Annotated in this window: 15 protein-coding genes and 1 pseudogene; 3 read left to right on the forward strand and 13 right to left on the reverse strand. The window is 37.6% G+C overall.

The window, feature by feature from the left end; translation table 11 throughout:
* Positions 1-29 precede the first annotated feature (29 nt).
* The 7 genes from grpE to gpr form a co-directional block, all read right to left on the reverse strand.
* Positions 30-617, reverse strand: a complete 588-nt coding sequence (gene grpE / locus V7124_RS06355) for a nucleotide exchange factor GrpE (protein WP_335408913.1) — start codon at positions 615-617, stop codon at positions 30-32.
* A gap of 86 nt (positions 618-703) precedes the next feature.
* Positions 704-1,732, reverse strand: a complete 1,029-nt coding sequence (hrcA, locus tag V7124_RS06360; RefSeq protein ID WP_335487168.1) for a heat-inducible transcriptional repressor HrcA — start codon at positions 1,730-1,732, stop codon at positions 704-706.
* A gap of 121 nt (positions 1,733-1,853) precedes the next feature.
* A complete protein-coding gene (hemW, locus tag V7124_RS06365) occupies positions 1,854-2,996 on the reverse strand; it encodes a radical SAM family heme chaperone HemW (protein WP_335408908.1) in 1,143 nt (380 codons plus the stop codon).
* Positions 2,997-3,089: 93 nt separating this feature from the next.
* Positions 3,090-4,925 carry a translation elongation factor 4 gene (gene lepA, locus V7124_RS06370; RefSeq protein WP_335408905.1) on the reverse strand — a complete coding sequence of 612 codons (1,836 nt, stop codon included), beginning with the start codon at positions 4,923-4,925 and terminating at the stop codon, positions 3,090-3,092.
* Between the two features lie 193 nt (positions 4,926-5,118).
* Positions 5,119-5,445, reverse strand: coding sequence for a YqxA family protein (locus V7124_RS06375; RefSeq protein ID WP_335408903.1), 327 nt, complete (start codon positions 5,443-5,445; stop codon positions 5,119-5,121).
* 19 nt (positions 5,446-5,464) lie between these two features.
* The gene (spoIIP, locus tag V7124_RS06380; RefSeq protein ID WP_335487170.1) at positions 5,465-6,655 is read right to left on the reverse strand and encodes a stage II sporulation protein P; all 1,191 of its coding nucleotides are present in this window, start codon (positions 6,653-6,655) and stop codon (positions 5,465-5,467) included.
* A gap of 93 nt (positions 6,656-6,748) precedes the next feature.
* Entirely contained in the window at positions 6,749-7,873 is a 1,125-nt protein-coding gene (gene gpr, locus V7124_RS06385) for a GPR endopeptidase (protein ID WP_335408900.1), read from the reverse strand.
* A 212-nt stretch (positions 7,874-8,085) separates the two neighbouring features.
* Here gpr and rpsT point away from each other — a divergent pair, with 212 nt between their 5' ends.
* Positions 8,086-8,343, forward strand: coding sequence for a 30S ribosomal protein S20 (gene rpsT, locus V7124_RS06390; protein ID WP_335408898.1), 258 nt, complete (start codon positions 8,086-8,088; stop codon positions 8,341-8,343).
* Between the two features lie 48 nt (positions 8,344-8,391).
* Here the strand turns inward: rpsT and holA are convergent, their stop codons facing one another.
* Positions 8,392-9,408: a DNA polymerase III subunit delta gene (holA, locus tag V7124_RS06395; protein WP_335408896.1), complete on the reverse strand. Its 1,017-nt coding sequence runs from the start codon at positions 9,406-9,408 to the stop codon at positions 8,392-8,394.
* A 309-nt stretch (positions 9,409-9,717) separates the two neighbouring features.
* On the opposite strand from holA, the gene V7124_RS06400 reads away from it, so the two are divergent.
* The gene (locus tag V7124_RS06400; protein ID WP_335408893.1) at positions 9,718-9,852 is read left to right on the forward strand and encodes a YqzM family protein; all 135 of its coding nucleotides are present in this window, start codon (positions 9,718-9,720) and stop codon (positions 9,850-9,852) included.
* Between the two features lie 64 nt (positions 9,853-9,916).
* On the opposite strand, the gene V7124_RS06405 is transcribed toward V7124_RS06400, so the two are convergent.
* The 3 genes and pseudogenes from V7124_RS06405 to V7124_RS06415 form a co-directional block, all read right to left on the reverse strand.
* The gene (locus tag V7124_RS06405; protein ID WP_335487173.1) at positions 9,917-12,250 is read right to left on the reverse strand and encodes a DNA internalization-related competence protein ComEC/Rec2; all 2,334 of its coding nucleotides are present in this window, start codon (positions 12,248-12,250) and stop codon (positions 9,917-9,919) included.
* 77 nt (positions 12,251-12,327) lie between these two features.
* Positions 12,328-12,774, reverse strand: a pseudogene (locus tag V7124_RS06410) (ComE operon protein 2); the annotation flags it as partial.
* 82 nt (positions 12,775-12,856) lie between these two features.
* Positions 12,857-13,480, reverse strand: coding sequence for a helix-hairpin-helix domain-containing protein (locus V7124_RS06415; protein ID WP_335408887.1), 624 nt, complete (start codon positions 13,478-13,480; stop codon positions 12,857-12,859).
* Between the two features lie 85 nt (positions 13,481-13,565).
* On the opposite strand from V7124_RS06415, the gene comER reads away from it, so the two are divergent.
* The gene (gene comER, locus V7124_RS06420; RefSeq protein ID WP_335408886.1) at positions 13,566-14,390 is read left to right on the forward strand and encodes a late competence protein ComER; all 825 of its coding nucleotides are present in this window, start codon (positions 13,566-13,568) and stop codon (positions 14,388-14,390) included.
* Between the two features lie 55 nt (positions 14,391-14,445).
* On the opposite strand, the gene V7124_RS06425 is transcribed toward comER, so the two are convergent.
* Both V7124_RS06425 and rsfS read right to left on the reverse strand, forming a co-directional pair.
* Complete coding sequence (locus V7124_RS06425; RefSeq protein ID WP_335408884.1) at positions 14,446-15,198, reverse strand: class I SAM-dependent DNA methyltransferase; 753 nt, start codon at positions 15,196-15,198, stop codon at positions 14,446-14,448.
* Positions 15,195-15,551 carry a ribosome silencing factor gene (gene rsfS, locus V7124_RS06430; RefSeq protein ID WP_335408882.1) on the reverse strand — a complete coding sequence of 119 codons (357 nt, stop codon included), beginning with the start codon at positions 15,549-15,551 and terminating at the stop codon, positions 15,195-15,197. Before rsfS ends, V7124_RS06425 begins: the two co-directional genes overlap by 4 nt.
* Positions 15,552-15,554: the final 3 nt, after the last annotated feature.

Genomic DNA, 15,554 nt, shown 5'->3' on the forward strand with positions numbered 1-15,554 from the left:
TTTTCCTCCTAGAACATAATATGTAGGTTTTATTGGTTTACCTTAACCATAGATGGACGGATCAAACGATCTTTCAACATATACCCTTTTTGAAATTCTTCTGTCACAATATTTGAACCGAAGCCCTCATCTTCCCCTTGCATAACGGCTTGATGGAAGTTTGGATCGAATTCTTTACCAACCGCATCAATGGACTCGACACCTTCTTTTTTCAAGGCATCAACTAAACTGCGGTAAACCATTTCCATTCCTTGAAGCAAGGATTTGGTTTGTTCGTTATCGGCTTCTATTTTTAAGCCTCTTTCAAAGTTATCTAGAACTGGAAGCAATTCAGTGACCAATTTTTGTGCTTTATATTTTTCACCAGCCTCAATATCTAATCGAGTACGACGGCGGAAATTGTCAAAATCTGCTTGAAGACGCAAGTAACGATTATCTGCTTCTTCTAATTTATTGGTGAGCCCTTGAATCTCAGCCCCATAGTCAACAGTTGTAGACTCTTCTTCACCAGCTGCTTCTGCAAAAACTGTTTCAACTTCCTCATTGGTAAGCTCAACATGATCATTCGTTTGAGATTCAACTTCTTCATTAAGTGTATTATTTTTTTCTGTTGTCAACTTACTCACCTCCTTAAAAGGCATGGTTGGTTATATTGAATAAAGAGTTCATTGCGTTTCATCCCTACTCAATATTTCCAGCCCTACTATTTTTGATACAGCTTTGTTAAAACCGATGTTAAATCCTGACTCAAAAACTGCAGCAAGCTTATAACTCGGGAATATTCCATTCTAGTTGGACCAAGAATTGCAATGGTTCCCAATTTTTCCGCACCAACTGAATAGGTTGCGGTAATCAGGCTGCAATTTTCCATAGCACTATTATTATTTTCCCTGCCGATTTTCACGTAAATACCAGCTGAGTCATGTTTGATTAAAGGATAAATCCATTCTTCGTGGTCAATCATTTGCAAGAGACTACGAATTTTGCTGATATCATGAAACTCTGGCTGACTTAACATATTTGTTTTCCCGCCAAAAAAAAGTTTTTCGTTAACAGGCATCTTTAATGAATCAGCAACAGTATGCAGCATTAGATCATAATTACGAATATGCTGCCTTAGTAACACTGCAACTTCCTTGTAGATTTTATCGTTTAAATCTTCAAGTGCAACCCCAGTCAACCGCTCGTTTAAGATATTAACTGTTTTTTCCAAATCGCTCGCATCCACGGTTGGCGGCAAATAGAATGTTCGGTTTTCTACATGACCTGAATCCGTTACAAAGATTGCTACAGCTGTTTCCTTGTTTAACGGGATGATTTGAATTCTTTTTAGTTTATTGAAGCTCGCAGCAGGACCTAAAACGATAGAAGTATAATTGGTTAGTTCTGATAAAATTTTGGCAGACCTTTGAATGATTTTTTCAAATTCAAAAATCCTTTCAGCAAAAATCGATTGAATAATCGATATGTCCTTCTTATCTAGAGCTTGCGGTGACACCAAATGATCCACATAGTAACGATATCCTTTTTCGGAAGGAACTCGACCTGACGAAGTATGGGTTTTTTCAATATAGCCTAACTCTTCAAGGTCAGCCATTTCATTTCGGATCGTAGCTGAACTAAATGATATTTCATCTTTTTTCGACAAACTCCTCGAGCCGACAGGTTGTGCAGACCGAATAAAATCATCAACAATAACCTGAAGAATCAATAATTGACGATCTGTTAACACATTCATCACCTCTGTTAGCACTCATTAAGGTCGAGTGCTAATTCTATTAATAAATTATCAAAAATAGGGGGATGGTGTCAATCATTTGATACTAAGAAAATGAAATCCACGTTAAAATAAGTTAGTTTGTGACCCCTAAAAATGATTGAAAAACCTCATTGCCTAATAGACGCCCTGTTTTTGTTAAATATATATTATCTTTTTTTACTTCTATCCATTTTTTTGCAAGCAAATCAGAAATCTCATTTTCAAATATTTCCAGTGGGTTATTATCAAATTTCCCGATGAAACGGGATATAGATACTCCATCTGTTTTTCGCAGACCTAAAAACATTTCTTCTTCTATTTGCTCTGCTTTTGATGTTTGGTGTTCCTGAAAGATAGGAAGGTTCCCGTTATCAATTAGTTCCATATACTTCTTCAATGGTCCTGCATTCGAGCGTCTCCAGCCATTCACATAGCTGTGAGCACCTGCACCGAACCCATAATAGTAATCGTTATTCCAGTATGTTAGGTTATGTTCGCTTTCATAGCCAGGCTTTGAAAAATTACTAATTTCATACTGATTAAAGCCGTGCTTTTCCATTTGCTCCATAACCAGCTCATACATTGCTGCTTCCGCATCCTCTCCCGGTGTAGGGAGTTTGCCTTTTTGCATAAGGTTGTAAAAAACTGTCTTTGGTTCAATAATTAACGAATAGGCCGAATAATGTTGAATGTCTAGTGTAAAAGCTTGAGTCAATGATTCTTTAAAGTCAGTAATGGTTTGGGTCGGCAGGCTGAAGATTAAGTCAATGCTAATATTTTTGAAGCCAATTGACTTTGCAGCCTCTACTGTTTGGTAAACATCTTTAGCACGATGGACACGACCAATTTTCTTTAATAATTCATCATTAAAGGTTTGAACACCAAGACTAAGTCGGTTTACACCTGCATCTTTTAATATTTGTAACTTTTCTTTTGTCAAATCACCTGGATTTGCTTCAAAAGTAAATTCACCAGTTCCGCTTATCGGTAAGTTCCGGGTTATACTTTTGCAAAACCGTTCAAGCTGCTTTTCATTTAGGGAGGTCGGTGTCCCGCCGCCCACAAAAATGGTTTGCAGTTTGTCAGTTGGATATTTGTTTAATGTTAGGATCATTTCCTGCTCAAGTGCCTGTAAATATTCATCAACAGGCTGCCCTTTAAGAAATACTTTATTGAAATCGCAGTAATGGCAAATATGTTCACAAAAGGGTATATGGAGATAGGCAGCTTTGATCATACTTTCACCTTCTTATTCGGTTTTGGGTTCATGAAAGAAAAAGAGGCTGGATTTCGCCTAAAAATAGACTTTCCCAACCTCCCTTTTGATTTTTTATTTTTTTGTATTGTTATCGTCCATTTTAAGGACTGCCATGAAGGCTTCCTGCGGAACCTCAACAGAACCAACCTGTTTCATCCGTTTTTTACCTTCTTTTTGTTTCTCGAGCAGCTTTCGTTTACGGGAGATATCTCCCCCATAACATTTAGCCAGTACGTTTTTACCCATGGATTTAATAGTTGAACGAGCAACAATTTTTTGACCAATAGCGGCTTGGACAGGAACTTCGAATTGCTGCCTTGGGATTAATTCCTTTAGCTTCTCAACAATGACTTTGCCGCGTTCGTAGGCAAAATCTTTATGAACGATAAAGCTTAACGCATCCACCTTTTCAGCGTTTAACAATATATCCATCTTAACCAAACTAGACGGTTTGTAGCCAATTAATTCATAATCAAATGATGCATAGCCTCGGGTGCTAGATTTAAGCTGATCAAAGAAATCATAAACAATTTCTGCTAACGGAATTTCATAAATGATGTTTACACGGTTTTCACCTTGATATTGCATATTAATAAAAATACCACGCTTTTGCTGACACAGCTCCATTATCGCCCCGACATATTCATTTGGAGCCATCATCGTGGCTTTTACGTAAGGCTCTTCAACACGGTCAATTTTCTGTGGATCCGGAAGATTTGAAGGATTATCCACTTTTAATTGAGTGCCATTTGTCATGTGTACATCATAGATAACACTTGGAGCTGTTGTAATCAAATCAATTTTGAATTCACGCTCAATCCGTTCTTGAATAATCTCCATATGAAGAAGACCTAAGAACCCACAGCGAAAACCAAAGCCTAGGGCTTGAGAAGTTTCCGGCTCAAATTGAAGCGCAGAATCATTTAACTGCAGCTTCTCTAATGCTTCACGTAAATCATTAAATTTTGCCGTATCGATTGGATACAAACCACAATACACCATAGGATTTAATTTACGGTAACCTGGAAGGGGTTCTGTTGATCCATTTTTAGCATTTGTAATGGTATCCCCAACCCTTGTATCCCCAACATTTTTAATTGAAGCTGAAAGGAATCCAACGTCCCCAACGGTTAGCTCATCAACCATCGTCGGTTTTGGTGTAAATACACCTACTTCATTTACTTCAAATTCAGCACCGGTTGCCATCATTTTAATTTTATCTCCTACTTTGACGCTGCCTTCAACAACTCGGATGTAGGCCACTACACCACGATAAGCATCATAAAGAGAATCAAAAATTAGTGCTTTTAATGGAGCATCAGGGTCACCAGTTGGTGCAGGGACAGTTTTTACCACCTGTTCGAGGATATCTTCAATCCCTATTCCCGCTTTGGCAGACGCTAAAACCGCTTCAGAGGCATCAAGTCCAATAACTTCTTCAATTTCATTACGGACTCTTTCAGGCTCAGCACTTGGTAAGTCAATTTTATTAATAACCGGTATAATTTCAAGATTATTATCCAATGCAAGATAAACGTTCGCCAAGGTTTGTGCTTCAATCCCCTGTGCGGCGTCAACGACTAAAACAGCACCTTCACAAGCAGCAAGGCTTCGGGAAACCTCATAGGTAAAATCGACGTGTCCAGGTGTATCAATCAGATGGAAAGTATACTCTTCACCATCTTTTGCTTTATATTTTAATTGGACAGCATTTAACTTTATCGTAATCCCGCGCTCTCTTTCTAAATCCATTGAATCTAAAAGTTGAGCCTTCATTTCACGGGAAGTTAATGCATTGGTTTTTTCTAAAATACGGTCTGCTAATGTTGATTTCCCATGGTCAATATGGGCAATAATCGAGAAATTTCTTATATTTGATTGTCTTTTGAGTTTTTCTTCTCTGTTCATGTGTTTCACTCCTACTATAACTCGCACAATTAGACTATTTTTGATTATATCAGTACGGGAAATAAGATTCAATCAAAACTGAAATGCGGAAGTGACTTGCCTAGGGAAAAAAGCTGTTCATTTTTTCCCTGGGCAAGTCACTGAAGCTAGACACAAAACTAGCGGTTTCCAAGATCGGAACCGCTAGGAGTTATTATTCGGTTATAAGATTAATTAGTGTTTCAGATGCATGGGAGACACCCTCTGAGATCTTCTTTCCCATCGAGGAAAATACATTAAATGCACTTATTTCCTCAAGCTTCTTTTTCTTTTCATCTAAATCATGACTCGATATTTCATTTCCCAGAAAAGTTGCCTTTACTTGCTGACCATTATCATTTATTGCCACCGCATTTTGAAAATTCGGATCATCGTAGCCCTTCATCTTATGAATACCGTCATTGGCCAATTGCATCCCAGCTAACACTGAAATAAACATAAGCGCCACAATACAGAAAAATTTCAGCATGAACATCTTCATGGCACATGCTCCTTTACTTCTATTGTTTATCCATAGGTTCTTCCACATTTTGATTTACTTTTTCTGCCTGCCAAAAATATTCACTAAAGACATCCGCAAGTGCTTCTGCGGAACGATTCAGCTCTTCTAATGTATTATCGACACCACCAAATTCAATTAACAAAGCATTTTCAGATAAATTTTGATTGTAAACCCCATTCTGACCAGCACCTTGGTTTTTCATAACTCCATAGCTTAAACCTTTATATTTTTTTTCTAAAAGAGTATGAAGGTCGGTCGCCAACTTTAGATTTTTTTCATAATTTGGATTTTTACCACCTATAACAAAAACAAGCTGTGCATAGGGTTGTCCCTTTACAATCGGGGTCGTTAACTCTTTTCGTCGAGCATCACGATGGATATCTATGAAATACTGTAAATCACGATTTGTGGCCATAGCAGTCCGTACTAGTTCACCTGATTTGGAATACGTACTAGCCATCTTCACAGACCCCATTACATCAGACTTATCAATTGATGTTCCAATCCCCCTTGCCTCTAAGCCTGCCTTTAATTGATCGCCAATTTTTGTGACATTTAACTGGGAATGATAGGCAAGATTAGGATCGGTAACCCCTTGTAAATAAGGCAAATAGGATTCGCGATTATGTGTAAAGTAGAGATGTACGACCTTCTTATCACCTGTTGTAAGTGACGGTGATGGCTTTTCACCACCGCTGTTGCCTTCATCTATTCCCTCTAGATTTTGCAGGGAAGCCTCCCGCTCAGCCAACATGATCTCTATTGGCGGTGCAGACTCCATCGGCATATTCGTATAGTTTGAACCTTCACCAGCGACAACGATTTCCCCGTCAAACTGATAAAATCCAGGCAGTTCTCTTCCTAAAAGACTTCTTGGGTCATTAAGATTAATATTGTTTGTAAGCTTAAAAATTACATTGGTTAATTTGGGACTGGCTGTTAAATTATCCTCAATCGTTAAAAAATGATGATTCTCCCAAGCCATCAGTTGATAGAGCATTTTCCCATTTATTTGATTGGCAGCTGCATTAACAGAGTTCGACATAGGTCTATATTGGGGCTTTAACGATGTTAACAGCCCACTGATAGAAAAAACAAGCAACATAAACAATAAGATAATAGAGGTTACTTTAATTAGATTCGTCCCTTGCACGACCAAAAACAATCCGGAATTTTTAGTAGATTTCATGGTTCCACCTCTCAATTTGATTCTAGTAAATACTTATGACTCCATAAGAATTACTAGAACCATTAATCTTAATTGTGAGATGGATTAAGGACATTATCTGGTATAGTAGCCTGCATTTGTTTGGTCAACATTACTGTGGAGAGCAGCATTCAATCCGCTCGCAATCAGGTTGGCCATATCTTCAATAAATACATCCACTTCCTTTGGCGTCACCATTAAATTATGGCCCAAAGGGGATAACACTTCGGAGATTAATTTACGTTTTTCTTCCTCTTCTAAAGTACCAACTATACCCAGGAAGGTCTGACGATGCTTTTCTTCAGGAAGGTCTTCTTCGGTAAGCTTTTTTCGTTTTCCAAAAGTCATCCCTGCTGGCGCCAGAGCTCTTGAAGGACGATTCCCTTCCTTAAGTTCCTTGCCAAAATGCTTAAGGATATAATCTATCGTATCACTCGTAATGGAAACAGCATCCACAACTGTAGGACACCCAATTGCGATTACCGGAACGCCTAACGTTTCTTTACTCAATTCTTTTCTTTTATTACCCACTCCAGACCCTGGATGTATACCTGTATCTGAAACTTGGATAGTAGAATTAACTCTTTCAATGGATCTTGCTGCTAAGGCGTCAATAGCAATAACAAAATCAGGTTTTGTTTTTTCCACTACTCCAAAAATAATGTCGCTGGTTTCTATTCCTGTTAAACCCATTACACCAGGAACTAAGGAGCTAACTGGACGGTAACCTTCTTCTACGTTTTCTGGCTGTAATTGGAATAGATGCCTGGTGATTAAAAGGTTTTCACAAACCATTGGTCCAAGCGCATCAGGAGTAACATTCCAATTACCCAGACCAACCACAAGGCAGGATGCACCCTTTTTAATCCCAGTGCCTTCTAAAAAGTGGGCAAATTCCTTAGCGAAAATTTCCTCTACCTGTTGTTGTAATGGAGTATCCTGCTGTCTAATCCCTTGTACTTCAAGGGTTAAGTAACGCCCTGGTTTTTTACCTAACTGTTTTGCACCTTCTTCTGTAACCTCAACTAATGAGATTTTTATATCATCAACATCTTTTTCTTTAATGATGACACCTTCAATATGGGATAGGTTCTCCTCTTGTCCCACTGTTCCTTCCCTACCGGCAATCACCATTTCTCTTGACTCAATGGCTAAATCCGTTCGAATTGAGTACTGGCTTAAGTCAATGTTGTTATCCAATGTTTATTTCTCCCTTCCGAAATATCTGATTAGAAACTATTTCCTATTTTTGCCCCTTTTCCGCTAAAACATTCAAGTTTATTCTTATATGTAAATAATCTAGTATTGCAAATTAGGGTTTGGTTTGATAAAATATCTCTTGTTCTGATTAATTGTGAATGAAGGTATAGTCGAGTTCATATAGTCTCGATTCTTTGTAGGAGGTGAATGGAATGCCTAACATTAAATCTGCGATCAAGCGTGTAAAAACAAACGAAGCTAAAAATGCTCAAAATACAAATGCAAAGTCTGCAATGCGTACTGCTGTGAAAAAAGTAGAAGCTGCTATTGCAAACAACGATACTGATGCTAAAGAAGTATTAGCTGTTGCTTCTAGTAAATTAGATAAGGCTGCTGCAAAAGGACTTATCCATAAAAATGCTGCTGCTCGTAAAAAATCACGTCTTGCTAAAAAAGCTAACGCTCTATAATAGAGTGTATAAAAAAACGATTCCTACAGGGAATCGTTTTTTTATGCTTCAACGATTTATTTTAAATAATAGCATTTCAATTAGTAAAGACTTATTCATTCCACCCGTTTTCATCTGAAGGTCAGCATTTGCCAGCATCATCATCAGGTTGGTCAATTCTTCATCAGTAAATTGGTTGGCTTGTCCGGCTGCAAGCTTTACTCGAAAAGGGTGAGTTTTCAAGTATCCAGCCATTTGCTGTTGGCCATATCCTCTTCTCGAAAGTTCTTTAACCTGGTAAATTAATCTGAATTGGCCCGCTAGTAAGGCCAATATCTTTATAGGCTCCTCATTTTGTTTCAATAAATCATAATATATTCTAAGGGCCTGCTCCGGTTTTCGCTGCACCACTTTCTCAATTAAGGCGAAAATATTTTGCTCCAGTGATCTCGAAACTAATTTTTCTACCATAGATGCATCAATTTGTTTTTCCCCCGAAGCATACAATGCTAATTTATCCACTTCACTGGTAATCATAAACATATTCGTTCCCACAAGTGTTATCAAAAGTTCAAGTGCTTCCGGATCAAACACAATTCCATTTCTTTTTGCTCTTTCTTTTACCCAATTTTTCAAATCATGTTCATTCAGCTTTTTGGCTTCAACCATGACTGCTGTTCTTTTTAGTTCTTTGGTTATTTTCTTCCGTTCGTCGAGCTTTTCATATGGTGCTGAAATGACTAACACTGTATAGGGTGCAGGTTCTTTTATATACGCCTCAAACCTTGCGATATTATGGTCGATTTTTTCTTTTGTTTTTTCAGCTGTTAGGAACTTAGGATTATGTAAAAAGATCACTTTCGTCTCGCCTAAAAAAGGATAGGTTTCAGCATCTTCTATCGCCGTTTCAATTGGTGTTTCTTCTAGATCATACGCAGTAAAGTTAAAATCCTTTTCTTCTTCGTCTAATACCTGATTAAGCAGCAATTGTTTTGTTTCATTGATTAAAAAGGCCTCTGTACCATATAATAAATAAATGGGAGCAATTTCCCGTTGTTTGATTTGTTTCCAAATATCTAATACCATTATCCAAGCTCCCCCTCGATTCACGTTCCATTATCTATCGTAAAGAAGCTTGGACAATTTGACAAGTGTTTAAAGGGAATTGACGGCTTTCTAAAAAAGCGCCAATTCCCGATCTATAATGAACGCCTGCAATTAAAGCCCTAGGATTTTTAATTGCTTGGCGGAGTTCCTTGTGTAAATTTAGTGTCACCTTTTTGGGGTAAAGTATTTGTGTCAACTCTTGTCAATATAGGGATTAGATATTCAATGTATGCTGGATTTTTTTAATAAAAAAGCTTATACTATAATGTGAAATAGGAGGGGTATATTGTGAACGAATTCGAAAAGAATGTGCAAACTAAACGCAATGACGCAATTGATTCTGGGGTAGGCTTTATCGTTTCTTTTGGCTTTTTTGCTACAATGTTTATTGTTGCAACCGTTATTAAGATTATCGGATCCTAATGTACCGCTACATAATGAGTTCTTTCGAGACTGCATCTATGCAGTCTTTTTCTTTTCTGAAGAGTTATTGCTTTATCTTACGTAAAAAGGCTGAAAAGGTTCCACTGTCCTGATTAAATCTGTACGTGATCGCACCATCTTGATCAGTTCGGTATATTCTTGTCTTAGATAATCTCGTCAACACCTCATTATGAGGATGCCCATAACGATTTTTTTCACCGACTGATATCCATGCAATGGCTGGGGAAATGTTATGGATAAAAATTTCACTGCTGGAGGTTTTACTGCCATGATGTCCTGCCTTTAGTACATCTATTTTTAATCTTGGATATTTCTTTAAAATCCTTTCCTCCCCCTCTTGATCGAGATCACCGCCAAAAAACCAATTGAGCCCTCCGATGTTCGCCATAATGGCAATCGAACCACTATTCCGCTCTCCTTGATACCTTTTTTCAGGACTTAATACATAAAATAGGCTATTTTCAATTTTCCATTGACTCCCGGATGCAACCTTAACCACTTGACTTCCTCTTTTATGGGCTTCCTGCATAATTTGTATTTCCGAAATTGATGGATCTGCTACATCAGGTACGATGATTTGTTTTACTTTTATTTCCTTCAAAACAGCAAGAGCACCGCCAGTATGATCAGCATCACCATGTGTAAGGATGAGCTTATCGATTTTTGTGATTCCCTTTCCTTTTAAAAATGGAACCACTACATCCCGGCCCACTTCAAAAGGCTTTGCATGTTTTTTCCATTCTTCCTCTTCAAATGGAATGGTTCCACCTGTATCTATTAAATAAGTACCATTTCCAAATGGAAAATGAATTAAAATGCTATCCCCCTGCCCAACATCAATCATGGTGACCTCTCCAAATGGATAAATCCAATTCCAAACGTTGTGAAAAGTAAACAAGAAAAATGTTAAAAGAATAACCGCTTGTTTTCTCTTTTGCTGTAAACCGACTTCCCATAATAAAAAAATGGTGAGAAGAATGATCACATAAATAATGAAGGTAAGCAAATTGGGTCTTCCTGTTACGAATTGGGCAAAAGATAATTCTGCAAGCTGGCCAATTAGACCATTTGCTAAGGTAATGATTTTCATAAATAAATCTATAAAAATCAATGGGGTATCACCAAACGTAATCTGAAATAGAAATAATAAATATAATCCCGGCAAAAAGACAAACGAGAAGAGTGGAATATAGAGGAGATTGGCAGCAATGCTGATAAAAGAAACTTCAAAAAAATGGTACAGTAAAATCGGCAGTGCTGCTAATTGAGCAATTACAGATGTGACAATCATTGTCGAAATCATTTGTTGATGCCGAGGCAGCAGACTGGATGCAGATAAAATAATTGCAAAGCTAACGGTAAAGGAAAGCTGGAAACCTGCATCTAAAATAATGAGCGGAGTAAAAAACACATAAATCATAAGTGTAAGACTAATCGCATCAATTGGTGACATTTTTAGCTGCTTGTTCCATTTTAGTATAAGTAATACTAGAAAGATCATTAACACCGCTCGAATGACCGATGGAGAGGCACCTGTTAGAATCGCATATATCGGCAACAGCGCGAGAAGAAAATTCATCATGAACTCCCTCGTCGCCCCAAATCTAATCCCTAAAAAAAATACCATCCCGATTAATAAAGAAACATGAAGTCCCGATATTGCTAGTAAATGAACAATTCCTGTCTTTTGATAATCCATTAAAACTTCCGGGTCAAACATACTTCTATCCCCAAATAGTAAAGTGGCTGAAAGGGCGGCTATTTCGGGTGGGAAATGCTTTTCTAAGTAGTGAATACCATTAAAACGTAATTCTTTTATTATTGTTAAGGGTGTAGATTTTACCGCAGAACATCTATTAAGTGGATTTCCCTCCGATTCAATAACTTTAAATATTTGTTTACTGGCTAAATAGTTGCGGTAATCAAATGCATTTGGATTTTTTGCTATGGAAGGATCACTTATTTGTCCAGATATATGGCATATACGGCCGTAAAAATTGGTGTTTTTTAAAGCCATTTTCTCTGCCTCAGATTTAATTTTATAGCGGATTATCAGCTTTTCTTTATGATTTATTTCAAGTGCAGTGACTTGGAGTAAATCGCCATCCACTTTCGTGTTCTCCGTAAATTCTACATAGAAATTCTCATCGGAATCTGACAGGATCGTTTTATTATTTATTACTGCATGTTGACTGGTGAGAAAAAAAATGATAAAGAGGCAGAATACGATTACTAATTGGAGTTTTGTATACTTCTTATATTTGTAGAGGAGGGATAGATAAATGATGAAAAGCGGGAAGAAAGTCCAATGATAGAAAAGAGCGGTTGAAATCCCTAATAAAGCAGCAATTGCAAAATAAAAATATTTACCATTCATGAGTTTTCTCCATCTATTAGAGAGTATTAACGCCGGAACTGCCGGCGTTATTTTTTTTTGAGTTACTGGCTTACTTTCCGAAAATCAATGACTGATTCCTTCAATTCAACCTTTTCAGTTCTTACGTTTGCTTGTTGGAATAATTCAACTGCATGAGGATGATTTTTATAATCCTCTGCATAATAAACCGTTTTAATCCCTGCCTGGATTATAGCTTTACAGCATTGGAGACACGGAAAATGAGTAACATAAATCTCAGCTTCAGCTGTGGGTACGCCAAATTTTGCACATTGTAAAAGTGCATTCATTTCAGCATGAATCGTTCTTATGCAATGGTTATCAATTACATAGCAACCTTTGTCGATACAATGATCTCCTCCTGCAATTGAACCGTTGTAACCACCTGCTATGATTCGCTTATCTCTGACGATTGTTGCTCCAACCGTAAGCCGCGTACAGGTACTTCTTAATGCTAACAAATGGCTTTGTGCCATAAAATACTGATCCCACGAAATGCGCTCCACTTTCTTCACTCCTCCAAATTTCGATATATTTCTATCTTCAGTGTAATAGTGAGGACTTTAATTGGTCAATAAAATTTGAACTTTATTGCAAGGTTATACTATCTTTAAGCTTTTCAAATGTTTTATCACCAATTCCGTTTACATTTTTCAAATCTTCCACACTTTTAAACAAGCCGATGGATTCACGGTATTCTATTATGGCTGCGGCTTTTGCAGGACCTATTCCTGGAATGTTTTGCAACTGTGTTTCATCAGCTTTATTCAAATTAATTTTCGCTTGTTTATCACCCCCAGTATTCACAATACCAGTGGTTCCAACTGGTTCAATCCCTTCCTCCCCTTTCGCAGGAATATATATAACCATGGCATCCTGCACATGCTCAGCGAAGTTTACCTGCGTTTCATCCGCATTTTCGGTTAATCCACCCGCACGATTAATTACATCTATCACCCTCTCACCCTGAGACGATGAATAGACACCAGGGATTTTCACTTGACCCTTAACATCTACAATGATGTTTTCAGGTTCCTCCACTTGGCTTTGTTGTGGTTCACCCTCCTTTTCTTCCTTTATATCTGTGGGGATAAAATTTTCTACCGTGCCATCTGTAGTTTTTCTGTCCTCTAAAAAATAAAAAATGGCCGCAAAAGCGATAACGACAGCAATCATGACATAGAACTTATGCTCACTCACCCAGTCCTTCAATATAATCCATCCTTTCAATTGGTATATTTCACTATCAAATTTCATATTGTAATTAGAGAATCTGCATGCGAAGGAGGGTCGCAATATGAAAATTGGTATCATTGGTACCGGTAATATGGGGACAATTTTGGTCGAAGCTTTGATCGACGGAAAAGCTGTTTCCCCTTCTTCTATGGTAATAACTAATAGGACAAAAATTAAAGCAATGATGCTTAAAGATAAATATAAGAATTTAAGGGTTGGGGAAAATGCGGCAGAAGTGGCATCTCAATCCGATTTAGTATTTATTTGTGTTAAACCTTTGGATGTTTACACCATTCTCAATGAGATTAATCCACATATAAATAATAGAAAATGTATCATCTCCATCACGAGTCCGATCGCCACAAATACACTTGAAGTCAAAACAGCATGTTCGGTGATCAGAGCTATTCCTAGTATTACAAATAGGGCGTTAGCAGGAGTTTCTCTTTTAACGTATGGTCAACATTGCAGGGAAAATTGGAAAACAAGCGTGGAGAGTCTATTTGCGAAGATATCGGTACCAGTAACGATTGATGAGAAGATAACAAGGGTTGCCTCAGATATTGTAAGCTGCGGTCCAGCATTTTTCAGTTACCTGCTGCAGCGATTTATTCTAGCAGCGGTGAAAGAGACTGATATTGATCAAGAAACAGCTACCGTAATGGCAAGTGAAATGATTATTGGGCTTGGGGAGCTAATAAAGCAGGGACATTATACATTACCTTCATTACAAGAAAAAGTTTGTGTTAAGGGCGGTATCACAGGTGAGGGAATTAAGGTGATGGAGGAGGAGCTTGGTGATGTCTTTGAACATATCTTCCAAGCAACACATGCAAAGTTTAATGAAGACCTAGAAAAAGTAAATCTGCAATTCTATAAACAATAATTCGCCAAAATTAGTCAAATTCCTTTATTTATTTTAAAAAAAGCCATCATATTTTTTATGATGGCTTTTTCCTTGCTATAAAAAAGATTCTTTCGGAATTTGGCTGTGGATCTGTTGGTTGGAAATCTGCACTGACTTCAAGGATTTCAAAACCAGCTTGTTCCAGCCAAGCAGAATACTGTTGAACAGAATAGGTTCTTTGGTAATGAAGTTCATCAAAACGATCATATTTTCCAGTCTGCTCGTCTAAGACAAAAAAACTCAGCTCATGTTCAACACTATTTGGTAATTCACCAGCAAAGCTATTCCAAATATATGATAAATGATCTTCCGCCATCGTGAAGGTTTGATCGATAAACAGCTGTGAAATTTTATAAGTTGAATGGACATCAAAAAACAATATCCCAGAATCCTTTAGATGCTCCAAAGCACAAGAAAATGTATGTATAACGTCTAAATCTGATTTCAAATAATTTAAAGAATCACAAAAAATCCCGATAATATCAAATTCTCCATGACCCTCTAAATTTGCCATATCCTGCTCAAAAAAAGGAATATTCAGTCCTTCCTCCTGTGCTTTTGCCTGTGCAACCGCAAGCATATCAGCAGATAAATCTACTCCCGTAACCGAAAAACCCTCCTTTGCAAAACGAACGGAGAGTTCTCCAGTACCACAGGCCAAATCAAGTAGACTTTTACCATCTACTTGATATTTATCCAATTTTTCTTTTACAAATCTGACCCATTCATCATATGGAGCGTCCTGCATGAGCTCGTCATAAAGATAGGCAAATTGCTCATAGCTCATGTTGTTAGCTCACTGCGAATATCCTCTAACGGTGCATCGCCCCATAAGCGTTCTAACTTGTAGTAACTTCTTTCATCGCGGTGGAATACATGTGCTACCACATCACCAAGGTCAATTAAGATCCATGTAGCTTCATCGAAACCTTCCATTCTTCTTACATTATATCCGTGTTCTTCTGCTTTACCTTTAATTTCCCTTGCAATTGCCTGTACTTGTTTGTCAGAATTCCCATGACAAATAATAAAATAATCAGCAATTAGCGAGATCCCCTGCATATTTAGGGCTAAAATATCTTCTGCTCTTTTATCATCTGCTGCCTTTACAGCAATTTTTAATAACTCTTGATTAGACATAAA

Source organism: Neobacillus niacini, from assembly GCF_036961885.1.
Lineage (GTDB): Bacteria > Bacillota > Bacilli > Bacillales > Cytobacillaceae > Neobacillus > Neobacillus niacini_H.